The following is a 23,978-nucleotide window of genomic DNA, read 5'->3' as shown; positions in this document are numbered from 1 at the left end:
CTCAGCGCACCTCCACACCATCGAACCGGACGAGCCCGCGCAGTCGCGCGACGTCCTCCACCGACACCTCACCGGCCACGGGCTGGAGCACCGCGGCGGCCGACCAGGCGACGGCGTCGGCCAGCACCTCCGGCCACGCCGAGCCACGCGCCAGGCCACGGGCGACGGCGGCGACGCAGGCGTCCCCGGCACCGGTGGGGTTGCCCCGCAGCGGCGCCTCGAGCCGGGCGTGCAGCACCGTGCCGTCCGGGTGCACGAGCAGCATGCCCTCGGCGCCCAGCGACACCAGGACGTGGCGGGCCCCGTCACGCTGCAGCGCGGTGGCGCCCTCGACGGGGTCGGCGAGACCGCTGACGGCGCGCAGCTCGTCCCGGTTGGGCTTGACCACGTCGGGCTGCGCCGGCAGGCCGCCGATGAGCGCGTCCTGCGAGGCGTCGAGGACGACGTGGCACCCGGCCGAGTGCCCGGCGGCCAGCAGCGCGGCATACCCCTGCCCTCCGAAGCCGGGCGGCGCGCTGCCGGACGCCACGAGCACCGACGGGCGGTGCACCCGGAGCAGTCGCTCCACGTGCAGGACCAGCTCGTCGCGCAGCTCCGGCGGCCACTCCTGCCCCGGCTCGTTGAAGGCGGTGGCGTCGCCGTCGTGCGCCGAGACGACGGTCACGGTGCGGCGGGTGGGCAGCGCGCAGGGGTGGAAGTCGTGCCGGATGCCGCGCCGGTCGAGGTCCCGGCGGACCTGCTCACCGGCGGCTCCGCCGAGGGCGCCGGTCGCAAGGACGGGCTCGCCGAGGCGGGTGAGGACCGAGGCGACGTTGATCCCCTTGCCGCCCGCCACCTCGCGGACCCGGCGCACGCGGTGGCTGGTGTGCGGGACGAGCCGGTCCACGTCGTACGTGACGTCGAGCGCGGGGTTGGGCGTGACGGTCAGGATCACGCGACCACGTCCCAGGCCAGGCACGCTGCGCCGAGGCACCCGGCCCGCTCCCCGAGCAGCGCGGGCTCGATGCGGGGCGGCCGCTGGAAGGTGAGCGAGTCCCGGACCGCCTCCCTCAGCGGCGCGAGCAGCGTCTCGCCGCTCTGGGCCAGGCCGCCGCCGATGAGGATGTGGTCGACGCCGGTGGCGGTGGTCATCATCACCAGGCTGCGCGCCAGGGCCGTGACCGCGTGGTCCCAGACGGCGACGGCGTCCGGCTCCCCTCCGCGGACGAGCCCGGCCACCGCCTCGGCGTCGAGCACGGGGCCGCTGGCGGCAACGGGGCCGCTGGCGGCAACGGCGCCGCTGGCGGCATCGGCGCGGCCTGCGGTGCGCGCGGCATACGCCCGCGCCACGGCGGCAGCGGACGACACCGTCTCGAGGCACCCTCGCTGCCCGCACGGGCAGGGCAGTCCGTCGGGCTCCACGACCACGTGCCCGATCTCGCCGGCCCAGCCGTCAGCCGAGACGACGTGCCCGTCGAGCATGAGGGCGCCGGCGATGCCGGTGCCGAGTGGGATGAACAGCACGTTGCGCGAGCCCGTCGCGGCCCCCCAGGCCACCTCGGCCCGCAGCCCCGCCCGGACGTCGTGACCCAGGGCGACCGGGACGCCCAGCGCCTCGGCGAGCGGGTCGGTCACCGGCAGGTCGCGCCAGCCCAGGTTCGAGGCCCAGACCGCCACGCCGCGGGCGTCGTCGACGATGCCGGGCACGACGACGCCCACCGCCGCCACCTCGAGCGGGCCGGCGTCGGCGGGGCCGGAACGCAGCTCCTCGACCGTCGCGGCCACGGCCCGCACCAGGGCGCCCGGCAGGTGGAGGTCGCCCGGGGTCGGCCGGGTGAGCGTGACGCGTTCACGCCCGTTGCGGTCGACCAGGGCAGCCTTCATCCGGGTGCCGCCGACGTCCACGGCGGCCACGACGCAGGTCACGGCTCAGACCACCTCCACCGCGACACCGGCCGCACGCAGGTCGGCCACGGCGGCCGGGTCGGCCGTGGCATCGGTCACCACGGTGTCGATCCGTGCCGACGGGCAGATGCGCGCGAAGGCACGGGCCCCCACCTTCGCGCCCGTGGCCGCCACGACGACCCGGTCCGAGCGCTCGACCATGAGGGCGTTGATGCCCGCCTCGCCCTCGTGGTGGCACATCGCCCCCGCCGCGGCGGACACCGCGTCGACGCCGAGGACGACGGTGTCGAGCCACAGCTCGTTGAGGACCATGGTGGCCAGCGGCCCGGACAGCTCGTAGGACTCCGGCCGGGCCACGCCACCCAGGGAGACGCACCGGATGAACGGCCGCAGCACCATCTCGGTGGCGATGTTGAGGGCGTTGGTCACGACCGTGATCGCCGGACGGCTCGAGGACATCGCGAGGTCCGAGCGGGCGGCGAGGCGGCGGGCCACGGCGCTGGTGGTGGTGCCGCCGTTGAACCCGACGACGCTGCCGTCCCGCATCAGGTCGGCGGCGAACGCCGCGATCCGTTCCTTGGCGTCGTCACCGCCGGCCTGCTTGTAGCGGGCCGGCAGGTCGTAGGCGACGGCCGTCGCGACGATCCCGCCGTGGGTGCGGGTGACGAGCTGCTGGGCGGCGAGGTCGCCGAAGTCCCGGCGCACGGTGGCCTCGGACACACCGAGCACCTCCACCACCTCGCCGACGCTGAGCCGGCCGCGCTCGGCCAGGAGCCCGAGGAGGGCGCTCCACCGGGCGCCCCGGTCGAGTGTCTTCGCCGCGCCGCTGGTCACGTCCGGCTCCCTTCTGTCGTGCTCTGGTCCTTCTGTCGGCCCTGATCGTTTTGTTTCGTTTGTCGGGAGCAACACTCACGAACACGCGGCCATGCCGGACACCTTGGCGCGCCCGTCACTCTTCCGTCAAGCGGTTCCGCACGCATCCGGGCGCACTGCCCGCCCACCTCGGCCGTGGGCCAGGCCCGCCGCACCGTGCACTTGACTGATCGATTCTGATTGCTGGACACTCTGAGCAAGCGAAATCACTCATGAATGGGCGAAGGAGCCATGACCGCGATGACCGAGCACCCCAGCCACCTCGCCAGCGAGATCGCCAGCCAGCCGGACGACTGGGAGGCGGTCCTCGACCGGCTCCCCGAGGCTCGCGAGGCGCTGGCCGCCCCGGGCGAGCGGGTCGCCGTCGTCGGCTGCGGCACGTCCTACTACATGGCGCAGGCGTACGCCGTCCTGCGCGAGAGCGCCGGCCAGGGCCACACCGAGGCCCACGCCGCGAGCGAGTACCCGCACACCCGAACCTTCGACCGGGTCGTCGCCATCTCCCGCTCGGGGACCACGACCGAGGTCGTCGAGCTGCTCGGCCGGCTCGCCGAGGCGGGCCGGCCCACGACGGCGATCGTGGCCACCGGCAACACCCCCATCCCCGAGCTGGCCGAGCGCACCCTGCTCCTGCCCGAGGTCGACGAGCAGTCGGTGGTGCAGACCCGCTTCGCCACGACCACGCTGGCCCTGCTGCGCGCCACCCTCGGCGAGGACCTCCCCCGGATCGCCGACCAGGCCCGGGCCGTCCTCGCCGAGGACGAGGAGTCGGCCCTGGCCGGGGTGTCCGCCGCCGAGCAGCTCACCTTCCTCGGGCGCGGCTGGACCGTCGGCCTGGCCCAGGAGGCCGCTCTCAAGCTGCGCGAGTCCGCGCAGTTCTGGACCGAGGCGTACCCCGCCATGGAGTACCGCCACGGCCCGATCAGCATCGCGACGACCGGGCGCGCCACGTGGGCGTTCGGCGAGGTGCCGAGCGGGTTGGCGCAGGACGTCCGCGCGACCGGCGCCTGGTTCGAGCACCGCGACATCGACCCGCTCGCCGACCTGGTCCGTCTGCACCGCCTCTGCCTGGTCAAGGCGCGGCTCGCCGGGGTGGACCCGGATCGACCGCGCCACCTGACCCGGTCCATCATCCTGTCGTGACCTCGACGCCTCCCGACACCGCCTTCCTGCTCCACGGACGCACCGTCCTGCCCGACCGGGTGGTGGCCGACGGTGCCGTCGTCGTGGACGGCGGCACCATCGCGTATGCCGGGGAGCGCGCCGCGGTCCCGGCGCAGTGGGCGCAGGCCCCCACGCCGTCCGGCTGGGAGCCGGGCGCGACGATCCTGCCCGGGCTCGTCGACGTGCACTGCCACGGCGGCGCCGGGGGCGAGTTCGGCACCGACCCGGAGTCGGCCGCCCGCGCCGCGGCCCGCCACCACCGGGCCGGGAGCACGTCCGTGGTCGGCTCGCTGGTCTCCGCGCCGCAGGACGTCCTGCTCGCCGGCATCGGCACCCTGGTCCCGCTCGCCGAGGCCGGGGAGCTCGCGGGCATCCACCTCGAGGGGCCGTTCCTGTCGGTCGACCGCTGCGGCGCGCAGAACCCCGACGCCCTCACCGACCCCGACCCCGGGTTCATGGAGCGGGTGGCAGCAGCCGCGGGGCCGTGGCTGGCACACATGACCTACGCCCCCGAGCGCGCCGGGGCCGACCGGCTCCCGGCACGTCTGGCGGCGGCCGGTGCCCTCGCGGCCGTCGGGCACACCGATGCGCCGTGGGAGGTCGCGGCCCGTGCGCTGGAGCTCGTGCGGTCTGCGGGAGCCCGAGGCGGCCGCCCCCTGGTCACGCACCTGTTCAACGGCATGCCGCCGCTGCACCACCGCGCCCCCGGACCCGTGGCGGCCGCCCTGGCCGCCGCAGCACGGGGTGAGGCCGTCGTCGAGGTCATCGCCGACGGCGTGCACCTCGCGGCGGGCACCGTGCGGATGGTGTTCGACACCGTCGGGGCGGCGAACATCGCCCTCGTCAGCGACTCCATGTCGGCGGGCGGACTGTCCGACGGCGAGTACACCCTTGGCGGCCAGGCGGTGCGGGTCGTCGGCCGCGAGGCCCGGCTGGTCAGGGACGGCTCGCTGGCCGGTGGCGTGTCCACCCTGCTGGAGCAGGTGCGCTGGTGCGTGCAGGAGCTCGGCGTCGGCCTGCTCGACGCCGTGACCGCGGCCAGCCGCACGCCGTCCGCCGCGCTCACCCTCGACCGTGTGGGCACCCTGGCGGCCGGCCAGCACGCCGACGTGCTCGTCGTGGACGAGGACCTGTCGCTGCGGGCGGTGCTGCGCCGCAGCAGCTGGCTCGCCTGAGGCCGACCCGGCCGGTCAGGCGGGTTGCGTGCTCGGCGCCGGGAGCCCGCGCGAGGCGCGGATGACCTGCACGAACCGGCCCATGATCTCGGTGAGCCCGAAGTCCTTGGGGGTGAAGACCTCCGCCACCCCGAGCTCCTTGAGGGCGCGGGCGTCGGCCTCGGGGATGATGCCGCCCACGATCACCGGCACGTCACCGGCACCGGCGCTGCGCAGCCCCTCGAGGATCTCCGGCACGAGGGCCATGTGCGAGCCCGACAGGATCGAGATGCCCACGAGGTGCACGTCCTCGGCGACCGCCGCGGCAACGACCTGCTCCGGAGTCAGCCGGATGCCCTGGTAGACGACCTCGAAGCCGGCGTCCCGCGCCCGCACCGCCACCTGCTCGGCGCCGTTGCTGTGGCCGTCGAGGCCGGGCTTGGCCACGAGCACCCGCAGCCGCTCGCCGAGCTCCTCGGCGGTCCGGCGCACCTGCTCGCGCACCTCCCGCAGCTCGGCGCTGCCCGTCTCCCCCGTCACCCCGACGGACCCGCTCACGCCGGTGGGCGCGCGGAACTCGCCGAACTCCTCGCGCAGCGCCTGCGCCCACTCCCCCGTGGTCACGTCCGCGCGGGCGGCCTCGAGCGAGGCGGCCATGAGGTTGCTGCCGGTACGCGCGTCCTCGCGCAGGCGCGCCAGCGCTGCTGCCGCCCGCTCCCGGCGCCCGGGGTCGGCGTCGCGCTCCTCGCGCCACCGGCGCACCGCCTCGGCCGCCTTGACCTCGACGTCGTGGTCGACGACCTGGATCGCCGCGTCGAGGTCGGCGGTGAGCGGGTTGGGCTCGGTCGTCTCGAACCGGTTGACGCCGACGACGACGTCCTCACCGGACTCGATCCGCGCCCGGCGCCGCGAGTGCGAGGCCACGAGCGCCGACTTCATGTAGCCGCTCTCGACCGCGGCCACCGCGCCGCCCATCTCCTGCACGCGGGCGATCTCGGCCCGCGCGCCCTCGAGCAGCTCGGCCACCTTGGCCTCGACCACCGCGGACCCGGTGAACAGGTCGTCGTACTCGAGCAGGTCGGACTCGTAGGCCAGGACCTGCTGCATCCGCAGCGACCACTGCTGGTCCCACGGCCGCGGCAGCCCGAGCGCCTCGTTCCAGGCCGGCAGCTGCACGGCCCGCGCCCGGGCATCCTTGCTCAAGGTCACGGCGAGCATCTCCAGCACGATCCGCTGGACGTTGTTCTCGGGCTGGGCCTCGGTGAGCCCCAGGCTGTTGACCTGCACGCCGTACCGGAACCGGCGCTGCTTGGCGTCCTGCACGCCGTAGCGCTCGCGGGTGAGCTCGTCCCACAGCGCGACGAACGCGCGCATCTTGCACATCTCCTCGACGAACCGCACGCCGGCGTTGACGAAGAAGGAGATCCGGGCGACGACCTCGCCGAACCGCTCCGGCGGCACCTGCCCCGAGTCACGCACCGCGTCGAGCACCGCGACCGCCGTGCACATCGAGTACGCGATCTCCTGCACCGGCGTCGCCCCGGCCTCCTGCAGGTGGTAGCTGCAGATGTTCGTCGGGTTCCACCGCGGCATCTCGGCCACGGTGTAGGCCACCATGTCGGTGATGAGGCGCAGTGAGGGCTCCGGCGCGAAGACGTAGGTCCCGCGCGACAGGTACTCCTTGATGATGTCGTTCTGGGTGGTGCCGGCGAGCGCGTGGACCACCTCGGCCGAGTCCTTGCCCGCGGCGGCGGCCTGCTCCTCGGCGACCACCTGGTACATCGCGAGCAGCCACATCGCCGTCGCGTTGATCGTCATGGAGGTGTTCATCCGGTCGAGCGGGATCGAGTCGAACAGCGCCCGCATGTCCCCCACGTGCGAGACCGGGACCCCCACCTTGCCGACCTCGCCGCGCGCGAGCGGGTGGTCGGGGTCGTAGCCGGTCTGCGTGGGCAGGTCGAAGGCGACGGAGAGCCCCGTCTGCCCCTTGGCGAGGTTGCGCCGGTAGAGCTCGTTGCTGGCGGCGGCGCTGGAGTGGCCGGCATACGTCCGCATGACCCAGGGTCGGTCGCGCTCCGGACGGGCGGGCGCGGCGGCGTCGGGCACGGGGACGTCGGTGGGCTCGGCCATGGGGCCGAACGTACCTGCGGGTAGCGCGCGCAGGGAGGGGCTCAGGCGGTGACGGCCACCACAGGCGCAGGGTCCCCGTCGCCGCGGAGCACGAGCGCCCGGTCGAGCCGTGACGCACGCAACAGGCGCCCGGTGCGCTCAGTCATGTCGACGACGGCCAGCCGGCGACCGGCCCGGCGGGCCCGGTTGTAGGCCTCGACCAGCACCCCGAGCCCCGTGGCGTCGCCGATCTCCGCGGCGGCCAGGCGCACGTGGACGTCGCCGCACCCGGTGTCGATGATCTCGTGGAGCAGGAGCCGGACGTCCGGGACGCTGTGCACGTCGATCCGCCCCGTGATCGCGACCTCCTGGCCGTTCCCCACGGCACGGACCTCCACCGGCAAGGCCCCCAGGCTGCTGACCGACATGCGTACCCCCTCGTCCCGTCCACCCATTCACCCACACAGACGGTCGACGCGGGGTCGGCGGTTGTCCCGGGACGGATCAAGATCTGGTAACGACCCGGCGGCACCCCGGCGGCGCAACCCGGCCCGGCGGCTGGGCCCGGCGGCGAGGCAGCTCGGCGAGCCGGCCCGGCCGTCAGAAGAAGGGCGCCTCGTCCGGCTCGCGCGTGACGTCGGCGCCGAGGCCCTGCAGGGCCTCGGCGAACCCGGCGTACCCACGGTCGACGTGGTGGGCCCCGCTCACCGTGGTCACGCCGTCGGCGACCAGGCCGGCGATGACCAGCGCCGCGCCGGCGCGGATGTCGCTGGCCTCGACGGGCGCCCCGGAGAGCCGCTCGACACCGTGGACCATGACGTGGTGGCCGTCGATGCGGGTCTCCGCGCCGAGGCGGTTGAGCTCCTGGACGGTGCGGAACCGCGCCTCGAAGAGGTTCTCGGTGATCAGGGCCGAGCCGACGGCGACGGCGTTCGCGGCGAGCGCGAACGGCTGCAGGTCGGTCGGGAAGCCCGGGTAGGGCAGCGTCGCCACGTCGAACGCCGTCGCCCGCCGGCCGCCGGTGTCGACCCGGAACCCGCGCTCGGTCGCGGTGACGGTGGCCCCGCTGGCGCGGACGAGCTCCAGCGCAGCCGTGAGGTGCTCCGGCACGCCGCCCACGACCTCGAGATCACCTCGCGTGGCCACGGCGGCGAACGCCCAGGTGCCGGCCGCGATCCGGTCCGCCACCACCGCGTGCTCCGTGGGCCGGAGCGCCTCGACACCCTCGATCTCGACGACCGAGGTGCCCGCGCCGGTGACCCTGGCCCCCATCAAGTTGAGCATCTCGGCGAGGTCGACGATCTCCGGCTCGCGCGCGGCGTTCTCCAGCCGCGTCGTCCCCCGGGCGAGCACCGAGGCGGTGAGGACGTTCTCGGTCGCGCCGACGCTGGGGAACTCGAGCCGGATCTCGGCGCCGGTGAGGCCGCGCGGCGCCTCGGCCACGAGGAAGCCGTGGGTCACGTGGACGCTCGCGCCCAGCGCCTCGAGACCGGCGGCGTGCAGGTCCAGGCCGCGGGAGCCGATCGCGTCACCACCGGGCACGGCGACGTCCGCAGCACCGGTGCGGGCGACCAGCGGTCCCAGCACCGCCGTGGACGCCCGCAGCGCCCGGACGAGGTCGTAGTCGGCGCGGTGGCCGACGGTCGCGGGCACGTCGATCTCCACGACGCCGGCCGCGGCGTCGTAGTCGACGGTGCAGCCGAGCCGGCGCAGCAGCTCGGCCATGATCGTGACGTCCAGGATCGCCGGGACGTTGGTCAGCCGGGTCCGCCCCACGGCCAGCAGGGCGGCCGCCATCAGCTTCAGGGCGCTGTTCTTGGCGCCCCGGACCGGCACCTCGCCCTGCAGGCTGGCACCACCGACGACACGGAATCTCTCGGCCACCGGCCCACCCTACCGACGCTGCGGGGTCCGTCCCGCGGCGGAGGCGCGGCCGTCCGCCGCGGAGGCGGCGTCGCCCCGCCACGGAGCCACGGCCGGCCCCGCCGCGGGGGCACGGTCGCCCGGCTGCCGACGCGGCGCCGCCCCGGCATACGCTCCTCCCATGGTGAACCTGACCCGCATATACACCCGCACGGGCGACGACGGCCACACCCACCTCGGGGACATGAGCCGCACGAGCAAGACCGACGTGCGGCTGCTCGCCTACGCGGACACCAACGAGGCGAACGCCCAGATCGGCGTGGCGCTGGCCACCGGCGACCTGCCCGAGGACGTGCGCGCGACGCTGCTGCGGGTGCAGAACGACCTGTTCGACGTCGGGGCCGACCTGTGCACGCCGCTGCAGCCGGAGTACGAGTTCCCGCCGCTGCGCGTGCAGCAGCAGTGGGTGGACGAGCTCGAGGCCGACTGCGACCGCTACCTCGAGCGGGTCGAGAGGCTGCGCTCGTTCATCCTCCCGGGCGGCACCCCCGGGTCGGCGCACCTGCACGTGGCCACCACCGTCGTGCGCCGGGCCGAACGGGCGACGTGGGCCGCCATCGACGCCTACGGCGACCAGCCGGGTGACGGGACGAAGGGTCACGGCGGGGTCAACGTGCTCGCGGCGAAGTACCTCAACCGACTGTCGGACCTGCTGTTCGTGCTGGCCCGCGTCGCCAACCTGCCGATCGGCGGCGACGTGCTGTGGCAGCCCGGCGGGGGTCGGGCCGAGGGCCCGTCGAGGCGCGGAGGCCGGGCCGAGGGCCCGTCGAAGCGCTGAGCCGGGCGCGGCTCAGGCGACGTTGACGTTGAAGCCGGGGGGCGAGCTCTCCAGCCAGCTGCGCATCGCGGTGTAGGCCGCCGGCGCGAGGGCGACCTCGAAGCTGTCGCCGCGGTAGCGGCACTCCACGGTGACCGCCTCCGGCAGTCCCGCGATCGGGCTGACCGGCGGCCGCGGTGGGCCGAGCTCGAGCAGGGCGCGTTCCCAGGTGCGGGCGGCCCGCGGCGAGGGCCCCACGAGGGTGAACCACTCCAGCGCGCCGCCCGAGAACCGCAGCAGCCCCAGCCGGTACTGGGTACGACCCCGGCGCCGGAGGGCGCAGAGCATGAGCGGGGCGCCCGAGGAGAGCAGCCGCCGCCGGACGAAGATGTAGAGCAGGGCCGTCAGGACGAGCGCGATGAGCACGCCGGCAAGGATCTCCCCGGAGATCACGAGCGACATGCGAACCGCCCTCCCTCGAGGCCCCGGGTCAGCCGACCTGCGAGGCGTCGACCGCCTCGGCGACGATGATGACCTTGTCGCGGTCGACGGACAGGAAGCCGCTGTCGATGGTCGCGGTGCTCGTGCCGCCGGCGGACTTGATCCGCACCTCGCCCTCGACGAGCACACCGAGCAGGGGCGTGTGGCCGGGCAGGATGCCCAGCTCACCGTCGACGGTGCGGGCCTGGACCATGTCCGCCTCGCCCTCCCAGACCTTGCGGTCCGCGGCGACGAGCTCAACCTGCAGGGTGCTCACGGGATCCTCCGTTGGTACGGCACGTGTCGTGCGTCCTTCTCACTGTATCCGCCCGGTGCCGGCAGCCGGCAGCCGGTATGCCGTGGGGCCGGCGCAGTGGCCGGCCCCACGGGAACTCGCTGGTGTCGCGGGTCAGAGGTTCTTCTGGATGTCGGCCCACTGGCGCTCGACGTCGTCGAGGCCACCGCACATGAAGAACGCCTGCTCGGCGACGTGGTCGTACTCGCCGTCCGCGATCTTGGTGAACGCCTCGATCGTGTCGGTCAGCGGCACGGTCGAGCCCTCGATGCCGGTGAACTGCTTGGCGACGTAGGTGTTCTGCGACAGGAACCGCTGGATGCGACGGGCCCGGTTGACGAGGATCTTGTCCTCCTCGGACAGCTCGTCGATGCCGAGGATGGCGATGATGTCCTGCAGCTCCTTGTTGCGCTGGAGAATCTGCTTGACCCGCACCGCCGTGTCGTAGTGCTCGGCCGAGATGTAGCGCCGGTCGAGGATCCGGCTCGTCGAGGTGAGCGGGTCCACGGCCGGGTAGATGCCGAGCGAGGCGATCTCACGCGAGAGCTCGGTGGTCGCGTCCAGGTGGGCGAACGTCGTCGCCGGCGCCGGGTCGGTGTAGTCGTCGGCCGGCACGTAGATCGCCTGCATCGAGGTGATCGAGTGGCCACGGGTCGAGGTGATGCGCTCCTGCAGCGTGCCCATCTCGTCGGCCAGGGTGGGCTGGTAGCCCACCGCGGACGGCATGCGGCCGAGCAGGGTCGACACCTCCGACCCGGCCTGGGTGAACCGGAAGATGTTGTCGATGAAGAGCAGCACGTCCTGCTTCTGCACGTCGCGGAAGTACTCCGCCATGGTCAGCGCCGACAGGGCGACGCGCAGCCGGGTGCCCGGCGGCTCGTCCATCTGGCCGAAGACCAGCGCGGTCTGGCCGAGGACGCCGGCCTCCTCCATCTCCACCATGAGGTCGTTGCCCTCACGAGTGCGCTCGCCGACGCCGGCGAACACCGACACGCCACCGTGGTCGCGGGCGACCCGGGCGATCATCTCCTGGATGAGCACCGTCTTGCCCACACCGGCGCCACCGAAGAGGCCGATCTTGCCACCCTGGACGTAGGGCGTCAGCAGGTCGATGACCTTGATGCCGGTCTCGAACATCTGGGTCTTGGACTCCAGCTGGTCGAAGGCGGGCGCCTTGCGGTGGATGCCCCAGCGCTCTTTCACCTCGAAGGTCTCGCCCTCGGCGAGGTTCATGACCTCACCGGTGGTGTTGAACACCTTGCCCAGGGTCTGGTCGCCGACCGGCACGGTGATGGGGCCGCCGGTGTCCTGCACCTGGGTGCCGCGCACGAGGCCGTCGGTGGGCTGGAGCGAGATGGCGCGGACCATGTTGTCGCCGATGTGCTGGGCGACCTCGAGGTTGAGGTTCCTCCGCTCGCCCTCGAGCTCGACCGTCGTGGTGAGCAGGTTGTACTGCTCCGGCATCGCGTCGGCGGGGAACTCCACGTCGACGACCGGGCCGATGATGCGGGAGATGCGACCCACGCCGCCGGCCACGGTCGTGTCCGCTGCGTTCTCAGAAACAGTGGCAGTCATTGGTTTCTCTCTACCTTCTCAACTCGCGTCGGCGAGGGCGCTGGCGCCGCCCACGATCTCGCTGATCTCTTGGGTGATCTCGGCCTGACGGGCCTGGTTGGCCAGCCGGGTGTACTTCTTGATGAGCTCTTCGGCGTTGTCGGTGGCGGACTTCATCGCCTTCTGGCGGGAGGCCAGCTCGGACGCGGCCGCCTGGAGCAGGCAGTTGTAGATGCGCGCGCCGACGTACTTGGGCAGCAGCGCGTCGAGGACCTGCTCGGCGCTCGGCTCGAACTCGTAGAGCGGCAGCACATCGTCGGGGTCGGGGGCCTCCTCGCCCTCGACGACCTCGAGCGGCAGCATGCGGATGACGTCGGGCTCCTGGGTGACCATGTTGACGAAGCGCGTGAAGACCACGTGCACCTCGTCGACGCCGCCCTCGTCGTAGGGCTGGTTGAAGGCCGCCACGAGGGACTCGCCGATCTCCTTGGCCACGTCGAACGTCGGCTGGTCGGTGAACCCGGTCCACTCCTGCGCGTACTCACGCTTGCGGAACTTGTAGAAGCCGACCGCCTTGCGACCCACGAGGTACGGCACGACCTCCTTGCCGGCCTCGCGGAGCTCGCCCATGAGGCGCTCGCTCTCCTTGATGACCGAGGAGCTGTACGCACCGGCGAGACCGCGGTCGGAGGTGATGACCAGGACCGCCGCTCGGCGGACGTCGTCGTGCTCGGTGGTGAGCGGGTGGTCGACGTTGGAGTACGTCGCCACGGCGGACACCGCCCGGGTCAGCGCCCGGGCGTAGGGCGAGGACTCCTTGACCCGCTGCTGGGCCTTCACGACGCGGGAGGCCGCGATGAGCTCCATCGCGCGGGTGATCTTCTTGGTCGCCTGGACGGACCGGATGCGCTGGCGGTAGACCCGCATCTGCGCTCCCATATCTGTGCCGCCTCTCCTTGGTTCTCGTTCGGTGGTGGTGGGCCGGTAGCCCGGCGGAGCCGAGTGCCCCGTGGTGCCGGGTGCGCACGCGGTGCGCACCCGGCATACCGCGTCAGCGCTTCTGCTTGACGATCTTCTCCTGCTCGACCTCGTGCTCGAGCTCGCCCGGGTCGGCCTCGCGGCCCACGGGGGTCCCCTCGGCGCCGGAGGCGGCGAACTGCTCCTTGAACGACTTCACCGCGTCCTCGAGCCCGGAGCGCGTCTCGTCCTCGAACTTCTTGGACTCGCGGATCGCGTCGAGCAGGCCCTTCTTCTCCCGGCGCAGGTAGTCGAGGAACTCGGCCTCGAACCGGCGCACGTCCTCGACGGCGACCGAGTCCAGCTGCCCGGAGGTGCCGGCCCAGATCGAGACGACCTGCTCCTCCACCGGGAACGGTGCAGCCTGGCGCTGCTTGAGCAGCTCCACGAGGCGGGCGCCCTTGGCGAGCTGGGCACGCGAGGCCGGGTCGAGGTCCGAGGCGAACATCGCGAAGGCCTCCATCGCGCGGAACTGCGCGAGGTCGAGCTTGAGGCGACCGGAGACGTCCTTCATGGCCTTGATCTGCGCTGCGCCACCGACGCGGGAGACGGAGACACCCACGTCGATCGCCGGCCGGACGTTGGCGTTGAACAGGTCGGCCTGCAGGTAGATCTGGCCGTCCGTGATCGAGATGACGTTGGTCGGGATGTACGCCGAGACGTCGCCCGCCTTGGTCTCGATGATCGGCAGGCCGGTCATCGACCCCGCACCCAGCTCATCGGAGAGCTTGGCGCAGCGCTCGAGCAGCCGGCTGTGCAGGTAGAAGACGTCGCCCGGGTACGCCTCGCGGCCCGGCGGACGACGCAGCAGCAGCGACACCGCGCGGTAGGCCTCGGCCTGCTTGGACAGGTCGTCGAAGACGATGAGGACGTGCTTGCCCTGGTACATCCAGTGCTGGCCGATGGCCGAGCCCGTGTAGGGGGCGAGGTACTTGAAGCCCGCGGAGTCGGAGGCGGGGGCGGCGACGATCGTCGTGTACTCGAGCGCACCGGCCTCCTCCAGGGTGCCCCGGACCGCCGCGATGGTGGAGCCCTTCTGGCCCATCGCGACGTAGATGCAGCGGACCTGCTTCTCCGGGTCGCCGGAGTCCCAGTTCTGCTTCTGGTTGATGATCGTGTCGACCGCGACCGTGGTCTTGCCGGTCTGGCGGTCGCCGATGATCAGCTGGCGCTGGCCACGCCCGATCGGCGTCATGGCGTCGACGGCCTTCAGGCCGGTCTGCAGCGGCTCGTGGACCGACTTGCGCTGGACCACGGTCGGCGCCTGCAGCTCGAGCGCGCGGCGCTCGGTGGTCTCGATGGCGCCGAGGCCGTCGATCGGCTGGCCGAGTGGGTTGACGACGCGGCCGAGGTAGGCGTCGCCGACGGGGACCGAGAGGACCTCGCCGGTGCGCTTGACCTCCTGGCCCTCCTCGATCTTGGAGAAGTCACCGAGGATGACGACGCCGATCTCGTGGACGTCGAGGTTGAGCGCCAGGCCCAGCGTGCCGTCCTCGAACTCGAGCAGCTCGTTGGTCATGGCCGAGGGCAGGCCCTCGACGTGGGCGATGCCGTCACCGGCGTCGACGACGCGGCCGACCTCTTCGCGGGAGGCCGCGCCGGGCTCGTAGGACTGAACGAAGTTGTCCAGTGCGTCCCGGATCTCCTCCGGACGGATCGAAAGCTCCGTCATCTGACTCTCTTCTCCCTTGGTGGTGCAGCTGCCGGCTCGGGCTGAGCCGAAGTCTGTGGTGTGTCCTGCGTTGTCGTTGGGGGTGCAGGCTGTCGGATGGGCCGTCAGCTCCCGGTGATGTGCCGACGAGCCTCGTCGAGCCGCCGCAGCACGGTGCCGTCGACGACCTCGTCGCCGACCTGCACCCGGATGCCGCCGATGACGTTCGGGTCGAGGACCTGCTGCAGGAGCACCGGCTTGCCGTAGGTGTCCTGCAGAGCCGCGGCGAGCCGCTCGCGCTGTTGGGTGGTGAGGTCGCGCGCCACGGTGACGACGGCGGTCACCTGCTCACGTCGCTGGGCGGCGAGCGCGAGGTAGGACTCCAGCGTCCGGTCCAGCTTGCGGCCCCGGGGCGCGAGCACCGCCTGTCGGGCCAGTCGCAGCGTCTCCGGTGCGGCCTTGCCCTCGAGCAGCTCCTGGACGAGCCCGGCCCGAGACCCGGCGTCGCGCTGCTGGTGGGTGAGGGCGTCGCGCAGCTCGGGGTTGGCGGCCACGGTCCGCTCGAACCGGAACAGCTCGTCCTCGACCCGGTCGATCCGCCCTGCCTGCTCCGCACCGGCGAGGACGGCCGAGATGCCCAGCTCCTCGACGGTGTCGGGGAGGTCACGCTCGGCCGCCCAGCGCTGTCCGGCGAGGTTCTTCACGACCACGACGGTCTCCGGCGTCACCTTGCCGGTGAGGAGCCGCTCGGCGAGCGCCGACTTGTCGGCAGCCTCGCGGGACGGGTCTGCGAGCGCGCGGCGCAGCGTGGCGGAGCCATCGATGATGGCCGCGACCGAGAGCAGCTCGTCACCGAGCGCGCTCCGGTCGACACCCCCGGCGAGCGCGGCGTCGAGCGCCTTGCTGCCGGCGATCGCGGCTGCCCGCGACGATCCGCGCATCAGGCACCCTCCCCGACCTTCGCGGGCCTGATGTCGCCGGCCTCGAGCTCGGCCAGGAAGCGGTCGACGATGCCGCGCTGACGCGCCTCGTCCTCGAGCGACTCCCCGACGATGCGGCTGGCCAGGTCCGTGGACAGGCGGCCCACCTCGGTGCGCAGCTGGACGACAGCCTGCTGGCGCTCGGCCTCGATCTGCTTGTGCGCCGCCTCGGTGATGCGAGCCGCCTCGGCCTGCGCCACACCGCGCATCTCCGCGACGATCGCCGCGCCCTGCTCGCGCGCCTCCTCACGGATGCGTGCGGCCTCCGCCCGCGCCTCGGCGAGCTGGGCCTGGTACTGCTCGAGGGCAGCCTGGGCCTGCTGCTGGGCCTCCTCGGCCTGCTGCATGCCACCCTCGATCGCGGCGGTGCGCTCGGCGTACATCTCCTCCATGCGCGGCACCACCTTGGACTTGTACAGCCAGTACAAGATGGCGAAGGCGATGACCCCGACGATCATCTCGGCCGGGTGCGGGAGCAGCGGGAAACCCGAAGGGAAACCGTTGGTCTCCCCGGCGGCAACCACGGATGCGGTAATCACATCGCGTCCTATCTGTTGGAGCTCGGGAGGGTGGGTCTAGGGGGAGGTCAGCCCTTGAAGACGAACGCGAAGACCAGACCGAGGATGGCGAGCGCCTCGGTGATCGCCATGCCGGTGAAGGCGATGGTCTGGAGCATGCCCCGGGCCTCGGGCTGGCGGGCGACACCGTTGATGTAGGCGGCGAAGATCAGGCCGACACCGATGCCGGGGCCGATCGCGGCGAGGCCGTAGCCGAGGAAGGCGATGTTGCCGGTCATTTTCGATCCTTTCGGTGGCACCGGGACGGTTCCCGGTGTCGTGGGGGTGTGTATTCAGTTGGTGCTGACGGGACCGGGGCCCCGGGGCTGGAGGTCAGTGGTGCTCGGAGACCGCGTCGGCGATGTACAGCGCCGCCAGCAGGGTGAAGATGAACGCCTGCAGGAACTCGATGAGCAGCTCGAAGAACGTCATGCCGATCGAGAAGCCGAAGGACAGCAGGCCGGAGAACTTCAGGAACAGGTTGCTGCCGTGCAGCAGCAGGTACTCGCCGCCGAGGATGAACACCAGGAGCATGAGGTGGCCGGCGAGCATGTTGCCCATGAGTCGCAGGGCCAGCGTGAGCGGCCGGATCACGAAGTACGTGAGGAACTCGAGGACGAACAGGATCGGCCGCAGCCAGCCCGGCAGGCCGGACGGGACGAGCGACTTGAAGTAGGGGACGACGCCGTGCTTCCGGCGGATCGCGACCGTGTGGTAGGTGATGTACACGATCAGCGTGAGCACCAGCGGGATGCCGAGGCGGCTCATGGTCGGGTACTGCACGAACGGCACGATCCCGAAGACGTTGTTGAGCAGGATCAGCGTGAAGAGCGTGAACAGCAGCGGCAGGAACTGCAGGAAGTCCTTGCTGCCGATGATGTCGCGGCCGATCGTGTTGCGCACGAAGTTGTACGTGCCCTCGACGAGGAACTGGCGCCGGCTGGGGACGACGGAGAGCTTGCTGCTCGTCCCGACGAAGAACCAGGCCAGGATGCCGACGGAGATCAGCAGCACGAGCGCGGGACGGGTGAAGGTCCAGGGGCTGTCACCGCCGATCAGCGGCCACCAGAAGTTCGCGACGCCCGGCGTCTCGAACCCGCCCTCGCCGCCGGCGGCGGGGACGGCGCCGGCAATGTGCAGGGGCACCACGTTCAGGCTCACAGCCTCTCCTCCAGTGATTTGTCGAGCATCCGCACCGCCGCTCCGGGTCGGGGGCCAGTGCAGCGGGAACTGCGCGGACGGACGCTGGCCGGGGTCGTGGCGGACGACAGCCCGTACGCTACCCGACCTGCGGGACCGGTCGCGACGCGGGACGCCGTGCTCACGGCTCCACCGCCCGCGGGTCCGGCTCGTCGTAGACCGGCACGCGCGCGTGCCTCCAGGCGAGCACCTGCGCGCCCTGCCAGACGAGCACCGTCACGAGCATCGCGATCCCGGCGGCGACGCTGTCGAACGCGTCGACCTGCCGGACGACGACCAGGACACCCAGGAGCACGAGCACCTGGGCGAGGTAGACGGCCATGCCGACGGCCATGAAGAGCATCGGCTCGGTGCGGTCGCGCACGAAGCGGCCCACCATGACCAGCCCCGAGGCGAAGAACGCCAGGGCGATGACGACGCCGATGACGCCGGCCACCCCTCCCCCGGGGCCCCGCACCACGCCCAGCACCACGGCGGTCACCAGACCGGCGGCGGCGGCCGGGACGAGGGCCCGGCGCAGCACCACGTGGAAGAGGTTGTCACCCCTGGGCGCGGTCTGCTGCGTCATGGTCTGCCTGCCTGGTTCGTCGTGGCGGGATGCCTGGCGAAGGAGGGTCGGGGCGCCGTCCCGGCGCTTGTGAAAGCTATCACAAGCTCGGTGCGCAGCCCAAACGCCGCCCATGACCTGCGGGGTCACGCGCCCACGCGGGCGCCCGGGGGCCGCGTGGGCCCCCGGGGAACCGGGTCCCCGAGAGGACGCGGTGGACCCGCTGCCGCGGCATCGCCCCGATCGGCTGATCCAATTCGGGGAACCGTGGGCCGGTGGCCGGGGGCGGTCAGGCGATGCGACGCGGGCGGTGGCCCGGGGCGGACCAGCGCGGCAGCCACACCGTGAGCACCCCGGCCACGACCACCGCCACCACCACCCCGATCCCGGCCACGAGCGGGTCGGGGACGAGGACGAAGCTGACCGAGCCCAGCGACGTCACGGCCGCCCACAGCCACAGCAGCAGCACCGCCCGGCGGTGGCCGTGCCCGATCTGCAGCATCCGGTGGTGCAGGTGCTGCTTGTCCGGGTGCCACGGCCGCTCCCCCCGCCGCGTGCGGCGCACGACGGCGAGCAGGATGTCGACGAGCGGCAGCAGGATGATGGCCAGTGGAACCACCAGGGGCAGGAGGGTCGCCGCGACCGGGTTGGTGCTGACCTGGGACGGCGTGACGTTGCCCGTGGTGGAGATCGTGGCCGCGGCCAGGAGCAGGCCGAGCAGGAGCGCGCCCGAGTCCCCCATGAAGAGGCGCGCCGGGTGGTAGTTGTGTGGCAGGAAGCCCAGGCAGCAGCCGATGAGCGCGGCCGAGATGAGGGTGGCCGAGGAGAACACGTTGGGCGGGTCGAACGTGCGCGAGATGCCGTAGCTGTAGATGAAGAAGGACGTCGCCGCGATGACGACGACCCCGGCGGCGAGGCCGTCGAGCCCGTCGATGAAGTTCACGGCGTTGGTGAAGACGACCACGGCGAAGACGGTGAGCCCCACCATGATCGGCGTCGGCAGCACCGTCACCCCGCCGATCGGCAGCTGGAAGAGCTGGATGCCGCTGAACGCGATGATCCCGGCGGCGATCATCTGGCCGCCCATCTTGGTCAGCCAGTCCATCTCGCGGATGTCGTCGATCGCCCCGATGAGGCACACGATCGCGGCGCCGTAGAGGACGCCCTTGAGCTCGGGACCGAGGACGAACACCTGCCCGAGGAACGGCAGGTGGCTCGCCGCGAGCATGGACGCCGCGAAGCCGAGGAAGATCGCCACTCCCCCGAGCCGCGGGATGGGGGCGGAGTGCACGTCCCGGTCACGGACGGGCGTGAAGGCACCCAGGCGCACGGCGACGGCGCGCAGCAGCGGCGTCGCGGCATACGTCACCACCGCGGCGACCATCAGGACCAGGAGGTACTCGCGCACCCACGTGCCTCTCGGGTGGTGTCGGCGACCGTGTCCGGGCTCGGCGCCGGGGTCAGCCCCGAGGGTATGCCGGGAACCTGGTCACGAGGTCCGTCACCCCGGCGCGCACCTGGCGGGAGACCTCGTGGTCGGGGTCGGCGTCGCCCCGGGTCACGGCGGTGGCGATGAGCTCGGCGATCTGCTCCATCTCGGCCGTGCCCATGCCCTGGGTCGTCACGCAGGGCGTGCCGACGCGGATGCCGCTGGCGATGTTGGGCTTCTGCGGGTCGAACGGGATCGCGTTCTTGTTGAGCACGATGCCGGCGGCGTCGGCCCGGGCCTCGGCGTCGGCGCCCGTGACATCCACGCCCTGGAGGTCGTGCAGCGACAGGTGCGTGTCGGTGCCGCCGGTCGTGGGACGGATCCCCCTCTCCCCCAACGCTGTCGCGAGCGCGGAGGCGTTCTCGATGACCTGCTTGGCGTACGCCTGGTACTCCGGCGTCGCGCACTCCTTGAAGTTGACCGCCTTGGCCGCGATGGTGTGCATCTGCGGGCCGCCCTGCATCATCGGGAAGACCGCCTTGTCCAGCTTGGCGGCGTGTTCCTCCTTGCAGACCAGCGCGCCCGAGCGCGGTCCCCGCAGCACCTTGTGGGTCGTGAAGGTGACGACGTCGGCGTACGGCACGGGGCTGGGGATCGCCTTGCCGGCCACGAGGCCGATGAAGTGCGCGGCGTCGACCCAGAAGATCGCGCCGACCTCGTCGGCCAGCCTGCGGAAGAACTCGAAGTCGATGAGCCGCGGGATCGCCGAGCCGCCGGCGAGGATCACCTTGGGCCGGTGCTCCTTGGCGAGGCGCTCGACCTCGGCGTAGTCGATGTCCTCGCTCTGGCGGTCGACGCCGTAGTGGACGGCGTTGAACCACTTGCCGGAGAACGAGACCTTGGTGCCATGGGTGAGGTGGCCACCCATCGGGAGGGCCATCGCGAGGATGGTCTCGCCGGGCTGCATGAAGGCGCCGTAGACCGCCTGGTTCGCGCTGGCGCCCGAGTGCGGCTGGACGTTGGCGTGGTCGGCGTCGAAGAGGGCCTTGCACCGCTCGATGGCGAGGTTCTCGGCCTTGTCGACCTCGGAGCACCCGCCGTAGTAGCGGCGCCCCGGGTAGCCCTCGGCGTACTTGTTCGACAGGGTCGAGCCGAGGGCGGTGAGCACCTCGGGGCTGGACATGTTCTCGCTGGCGATGAGCTGCAGGCCGCTGCGGATGCGGTCAAGCTCGGAGACGAGCACACCGGCCACCTCCGGGTCGAAGGCCTCCAGCGCCCCGAAGTCGGAACCGTAGAAGGTGTCAGCGCTCATGGGTCTCTCCCGGGGTGTCGGCGGCGGTCTCGGAGGTCGGTGGCAACTCTAGGGCGTCCTCGCCGGTGGTCCCGGTGCCGTCCGCGGACTCCGCCGGGGTCTCGTCGGTCGGGCGCTCGAGAGCCGCTGCGGCCGGCTGGTCGGCAGCGGCGGCCGGCTCGTCGGCAGCGGCGGCCGGCTCGTCAGCAGCGGCGGCCGGCTCGTCAGCAGCGGCGGCCGGCTCGTCAGCAGCGGCGGCCGGCTCGTCGGCAGCGGCGGGCTCGGCCCCCGAGGGGCGCTCGAGGACATCGTCGATCTGGTCCTGGGTGATCGCGCCCGCGCGCAGGACCGTCGGCGTCGGCCCCGTGCAGTCGACGATCGTGGACACCTCCATGCTCGTCGTGGGGCCGCCGTCGAGGTAGACCGAGACGGCGGCGCCGAGCTGGGCTGCGGCGTCCGTGACCGTGGTCGCGGGCGGCTGGCCGGTGAGGTTGGCGCTCGTCACGGCGAGCGGGCCGACCTCGGTGAGCAGGGCCAGGGCCACGTCGTCCTTGGGCATGCGCAGGGCCACGGTGCCGTTCGTGTCGCCGAGGTCCCACACGAGGGACGCCTGGGCGGTGAGGACGAGCGTGAGCGGGCCGGGCCAGAACTCCCCGATGAGGTCGCGGGCATAGGCCGGGACGTCGGTGGCCAGACCGTCGACGGTGCGCACGCTCGGCACGAGGACCGGTGGCGGCATCTCGCGGCCGCGGCCCTTGGCCGCCAGCACGGAGGCGACGGCCTCGGCCGAGAACGCATCGGCGCCGACGCCGTAGACGGTGTCCGTGGGGAGGACCACCACCTCCCCGGCACGGACCGCCTCGGCCGCCTTGGCGACCCCCTCGGCGCGACCCTCGTCGGTGGTGCAGTCGTAGACCGGGCTCATGGGCCCCAGCCTATTCCGGTCGCGCGGGGCCCCCACCCAGGGCCCGCGCTCCCCTCCCGCCGTCCCCCGCGGCTGCCACTTCGGGCCACTGGGCCACCGGGACTGCGCCCCACACCGCGGCTCAGTGGCCACGAGTGCGAGAAAGGGGGGTCAGGCGCGGGTCGCCACCGTGGCCCGCGGGCGGCCGGTGAGGTCGGGGTGGTCGGCCACGTCGGACCACTCCCCCGTGCGCCGCAGCGCCGCGGGCAGGCTCTCGCCCTGGCTGTCGGCGTGCTCCATCACGAGCGTCCCACCCGGGCGCAGCAGCCCGGCCGCCCGGCGCGCCACCGCGAGCGGGATCGCCAGCCCGTCCTCGCTGCCGCCGTAGAGCGCCACCTCCGGGTCGTGGTCGCGGACCTCGGGGTCGAGCGGGACCATCCCGACGGGGATGTAGGGCGGGTTGGACACGACGACGTCGACCGTGCCGTCGAGCTCGGGGTATGCCGTGGTGGCGTCGCCGAGCCGCAGCTCCACCGGGAGCCCGGTCGCCTCCACGTTGCGCGCAGCCCAGGCGTGCGCCTCGACCGACAGCTCGACTGCGTGCACCGTGGCGCCGGGCAGCTCGTCGGCCACCGCGAGCGCGATGGCGCCGGACCCGGTGCAGAGGTCCACGACCACCGGTGTGGTACCGCAGGCCCGCGCAGCCTCGATGGCCAGCCCGGCCACCACCTCGGTCTCGGGGCGGGGCGTGAAGACCCCGGGCCCGACCCTGAGCGTGAGGTGGCGGAAGTGGGCGCGGCCGGTCAGGTGCTGCAGCGGCAGCCGCGCCGCGCGCTCGGCGACCAGCCCGGCATACCGGTCGGCGAAGCCGGCGCCGCACTCCTCGAGCAGCACCATCCGCCGCCGGACGTCGCCGGCGTCGCAGCCGAGGACGTGCGCGGCGAGCGCGAGCGCATCGGCCTCGGGCGAGGGCACGCCGGCGTCGGCCAGGGCGCGGGTGGCGGCCACGACCTGCGCGCGGAGCGTGCTCACCCCTCGGCGACCGCGGCCATGCGAGCGGCCTCGTCGGCATCGACGGCCGACTGCACGACGGGGTCGAGCTCGCCGTCGAGGACGGTGTCGAGGTTGTAGGCCTTGAAGCCGGTCCGGTGGTCGGAGATGCGGTTCTCGGGGAAGTTGTAGGTGCGGATCCGCTCGCTGCGGTCGACCGTGCGCACCTGGCTCTTGCGGGCCTCGGCGGAGGCGGCCGCGGCCTCGTCCATCGCCAGCTGGTGCAGCCGAGCGCGCAGCACCCGCATCGCCGACTCCTTGTTCTGGAGCTGGCTCTTCTCGTTCTGGCAGGAGACGACGACGCCGGTCGGCAGGTGGGTGATGCGCACCGCCGAGTCGGTCGTGTTGACCGACTGCCCGCCGGGGCCGGACGAGCGGTAGACGTCGATCTTGAGGTCGTTCGGGTCGAGGGCGACCTCGACCTCCTCGGCCTCGGGCATGACCCAGACGCCGGCAGCAGAGGTGTGGATCCGCCCCTGGCTCTCGGTCACCGGAACGCGCTGCACCCGGTGCACGCCGCCCTCGTACTTCAGCCGGGCCCAGGGAGCCTCCCCCGGCTCGGGGGTGCCCTTGGCCTTGATGGCGACCTGCACGTCCTTGTACCCGCCGAGGTCGGACTCGGTCGCGTCGATGACCTCGGTCCTCCAGCCGCGGCGCTCGGCGTAGCGCAGGTACATGCGCAGCAGGTCCCCGGCGAACAGGGCCGACTCGTCGCCGCCCTCGCCGGCCTTGACCTCGAGGATGATGTCGCGGTCGTCGTCCGAGTCGCGCGGTACGAGCAGCCGGCGCAGCTTCTCCTCCGCGGCGGCCAGGGTCTGCTCCAGCGCCGGGACCTCCTCGGCGAACGACGCGTCCTCGGTGGCGAGCTCGCGGGCGGCGGCCAGGTCGTCCTGGGCCGTGTGCCACGCGTGGTAGGCCGCGACGGTCGGCGCCAGCGCGGCATACCGCTTGTTCAGCTGCCGCACCTTGTCCTGGTCGCCGAAGACCGCGGGGTCGGCGAGCTCCTTCTCGAGCTCGGCGTGCTCCTGCACCAGGGCGGCTGCGGACTCCAGCATGGGTGGTTCCCTCGGATCTGCGTGGTGAAGGCGGGATGAGGTGGGCTGTGCTCGGGGGATAACGCAATGCGCCGGCCCTGACCGTGTGGTCAGGACCGGCGCAG

Annotated in this window: 24 protein-coding genes; 3 read left to right on the top strand and 21 right to left on the bottom strand. The window is 72.7% G+C overall.

Annotated elements, in window-relative coordinates:
- Position 1: 1 nt before the first annotated feature.
- From ACYVDO_RS12240 to ACYVDO_RS12230, 3 genes are read right to left on the bottom strand one after another with little or no spacing between them, the layout of a single operon-like run.
- Positions 2-934: a 1-phosphofructokinase family hexose kinase gene (locus ACYVDO_RS12240; protein ID WP_460936210.1), complete on the bottom strand. Its 933-nt coding sequence runs from the start codon at positions 932-934 to the stop codon at positions 2-4.
- Positions 931-1,905, bottom strand: coding sequence for an ROK family protein (locus tag ACYVDO_RS12235; protein WP_460936208.1), 975 nt, complete (start codon positions 1,903-1,905; stop codon positions 931-933). Before ACYVDO_RS12235 ends, ACYVDO_RS12240 begins: the two co-directional genes overlap by 4 nt.
- A 3-nt stretch (positions 1,906-1,908) precedes the next feature.
- The gene (locus ACYVDO_RS12230) at positions 1,909-2,718 is read right to left on the bottom strand and encodes a DeoR/GlpR family DNA-binding transcription regulator (RefSeq protein WP_460936206.1); all 810 of its coding nucleotides are present in this window, start codon (positions 2,716-2,718) and stop codon (positions 1,909-1,911) included.
- A 279-nt stretch (positions 2,719-2,997) separates the two neighbouring features.
- Between ACYVDO_RS12230 and ACYVDO_RS12225 the strand changes: the two genes are divergently transcribed.
- Positions 2,998-3,900, top strand: a complete 903-nt coding sequence (locus ACYVDO_RS12225) for an SIS domain-containing protein (protein ID WP_460936422.1) — start codon at positions 2,998-3,000, stop codon at positions 3,898-3,900.
- The gene (locus ACYVDO_RS12220; RefSeq protein ID WP_460936204.1) at positions 3,897-5,096 is read left to right on the top strand and encodes an N-acetylglucosamine-6-phosphate deacetylase; all 1,200 of its coding nucleotides are present in this window, start codon (positions 3,897-3,899) and stop codon (positions 5,094-5,096) included. Before ACYVDO_RS12225 ends, ACYVDO_RS12220 begins: the two co-directional genes overlap by 4 nt.
- Positions 5,097-5,111: 15 nt before the next feature.
- Here the strand turns inward: ACYVDO_RS12220 and ACYVDO_RS12215 are convergent, their stop codons facing one another.
- From ACYVDO_RS12215 to murA, 3 genes are all read right to left on the bottom strand, one after another.
- Entirely contained in the window at positions 5,112-7,130 is a 2,019-nt protein-coding gene (locus tag ACYVDO_RS12215) for a protein meaA (protein WP_460936420.1), read from the bottom strand.
- A gap of 116 nt (positions 7,131-7,246) precedes the next feature.
- Positions 7,247-7,612, bottom strand: coding sequence for an STAS domain-containing protein (locus tag ACYVDO_RS12210; RefSeq protein WP_460936202.1), 366 nt, complete (start codon positions 7,610-7,612; stop codon positions 7,247-7,249).
- A 172-nt stretch (positions 7,613-7,784) separates the two neighbouring features.
- Positions 7,785-9,068: a UDP-N-acetylglucosamine 1-carboxyvinyltransferase gene (gene murA, locus ACYVDO_RS12205; protein ID WP_460936200.1), complete on the bottom strand. Its 1,284-nt coding sequence runs from the start codon at positions 9,066-9,068 to the stop codon at positions 7,785-7,787.
- Between the two features lie 160 nt (positions 9,069-9,228).
- On the opposite strand from murA, the gene ACYVDO_RS12200 reads away from it, so the two are divergent.
- On the top strand, positions 9,229-9,885 hold the full coding sequence (locus ACYVDO_RS12200) for a cob(I)yrinic acid a,c-diamide adenosyltransferase (RefSeq protein ID WP_460936198.1): 657 nt from the start codon (positions 9,229-9,231) through the stop codon (positions 9,883-9,885).
- Positions 9,886-9,897: 12 nt separating this feature from the next.
- Here the strand turns inward: ACYVDO_RS12200 and ACYVDO_RS12195 are convergent, their stop codons facing one another.
- The 15 genes from ACYVDO_RS12195 to prfA all read right to left on the bottom strand — a co-directional run bounded on the left by ACYVDO_RS12195 (position 9,898) and on the right by prfA (position 23,874).
- The gene (locus ACYVDO_RS12195) at positions 9,898-10,326 is read right to left on the bottom strand and encodes a DUF2550 domain-containing protein (RefSeq protein WP_460936196.1); all 429 of its coding nucleotides are present in this window, start codon (positions 10,324-10,326) and stop codon (positions 9,898-9,900) included.
- Between the two features lie 28 nt (positions 10,327-10,354).
- Positions 10,355-10,621, bottom strand: a complete 267-nt coding sequence (locus ACYVDO_RS12190) for a F0F1 ATP synthase subunit epsilon (protein ID WP_310155030.1) — start codon at positions 10,619-10,621, stop codon at positions 10,355-10,357.
- Positions 10,622-10,753: 132 nt separating this feature from the next.
- Positions 10,754-12,214, bottom strand: a complete 1,461-nt coding sequence (atpD, locus tag ACYVDO_RS12185; protein WP_460936194.1) for a F0F1 ATP synthase subunit beta — start codon at positions 12,212-12,214, stop codon at positions 10,754-10,756.
- An 18-nt stretch (positions 12,215-12,232) separates the two neighbouring features.
- Positions 12,233-13,132 (bottom strand): F0F1 ATP synthase subunit gamma, encoded by a 900-nt coding sequence (locus ACYVDO_RS12180; RefSeq protein WP_460936191.1) that lies wholly within the window; start codon positions 13,130-13,132, stop codon positions 12,233-12,235.
- Positions 13,133-13,244: 112 nt separating this feature from the next.
- Complete coding sequence (gene atpA, locus ACYVDO_RS12175; RefSeq protein WP_460936189.1) at positions 13,245-14,882, bottom strand: F0F1 ATP synthase subunit alpha; 1,638 nt, start codon at positions 14,880-14,882, stop codon at positions 13,245-13,247.
- A 104-nt stretch (positions 14,883-14,986) separates the two neighbouring features.
- Positions 14,987-15,802, bottom strand: a complete 816-nt coding sequence (locus ACYVDO_RS12170) for a F0F1 ATP synthase subunit delta (protein WP_460936187.1) — start codon at positions 15,800-15,802, stop codon at positions 14,987-14,989.
- Complete coding sequence (locus tag ACYVDO_RS12165) at positions 15,802-16,380, bottom strand: F0F1 ATP synthase subunit B (RefSeq protein ID WP_460936185.1); 579 nt, start codon at positions 16,378-16,380, stop codon at positions 15,802-15,804. The genes ACYVDO_RS12170 and ACYVDO_RS12165 overlap by 1 nt, the downstream gene beginning before the upstream one ends.
- A gap of 47 nt (positions 16,381-16,427) precedes the next feature.
- The gene (gene atpE / locus ACYVDO_RS12160) at positions 16,428-16,637 is read right to left on the bottom strand and encodes an ATP synthase F0 subunit C (RefSeq protein WP_310155013.1); all 210 of its coding nucleotides are present in this window, start codon (positions 16,635-16,637) and stop codon (positions 16,428-16,430) included.
- Positions 16,638-16,731: 94 nt separating this feature from the next.
- A complete protein-coding gene (atpB, locus tag ACYVDO_RS12155; protein ID WP_460936183.1) occupies positions 16,732-17,559 on the bottom strand; it encodes a F0F1 ATP synthase subunit A in 828 nt (275 codons plus the stop codon).
- A gap of 160 nt (positions 17,560-17,719) precedes the next feature.
- Complete coding sequence (locus tag ACYVDO_RS12150) at positions 17,720-18,166, bottom strand: hypothetical protein (protein WP_460936181.1); 447 nt, start codon at positions 18,164-18,166, stop codon at positions 17,720-17,722.
- 268 nt (positions 18,167-18,434) lie between these two features.
- Positions 18,435-19,553 (bottom strand): glycosyltransferase family 4 protein, encoded by a 1,119-nt coding sequence (locus tag ACYVDO_RS12145; RefSeq protein WP_460936179.1) that lies wholly within the window; start codon positions 19,551-19,553, stop codon positions 18,435-18,437.
- A gap of 52 nt (positions 19,554-19,605) precedes the next feature.
- Positions 19,606-20,886 carry a serine hydroxymethyltransferase gene (locus ACYVDO_RS12140; protein ID WP_460936176.1) on the bottom strand — a complete coding sequence of 427 codons (1,281 nt, stop codon included), beginning with the start codon at positions 20,884-20,886 and terminating at the stop codon, positions 19,606-19,608.
- Positions 20,876-21,790: an L-threonylcarbamoyladenylate synthase gene (locus tag ACYVDO_RS12135; protein WP_460936175.1), complete on the bottom strand. Its 915-nt coding sequence runs from the start codon at positions 21,788-21,790 to the stop codon at positions 20,876-20,878. Before ACYVDO_RS12135 ends, ACYVDO_RS12140 begins: the two co-directional genes overlap by 11 nt.
- A gap of 150 nt (positions 21,791-21,940) precedes the next feature.
- The gene (prmC, locus tag ACYVDO_RS12130; RefSeq protein ID WP_460936173.1) at positions 21,941-22,801 is read right to left on the bottom strand and encodes a peptide chain release factor N(5)-glutamine methyltransferase; all 861 of its coding nucleotides are present in this window, start codon (positions 22,799-22,801) and stop codon (positions 21,941-21,943) included.
- Positions 22,798-23,874 carry a peptide chain release factor 1 gene (prfA, locus tag ACYVDO_RS12125; protein ID WP_460936170.1) on the bottom strand — a complete coding sequence of 359 codons (1,077 nt, stop codon included), beginning with the start codon at positions 23,872-23,874 and terminating at the stop codon, positions 22,798-22,800. The genes prmC and prfA overlap by 4 nt, the downstream gene beginning before the upstream one ends.
- Between the last annotated feature and the right edge of the window lie 104 nt (positions 23,875-23,978).

The organism is Phycicoccus ginsengisoli (assembly GCF_054779295.1).
Note: the sequence above shows the minus strand (reverse complement) of the source record. Positions and strands in the feature narration are given on the sequence as shown.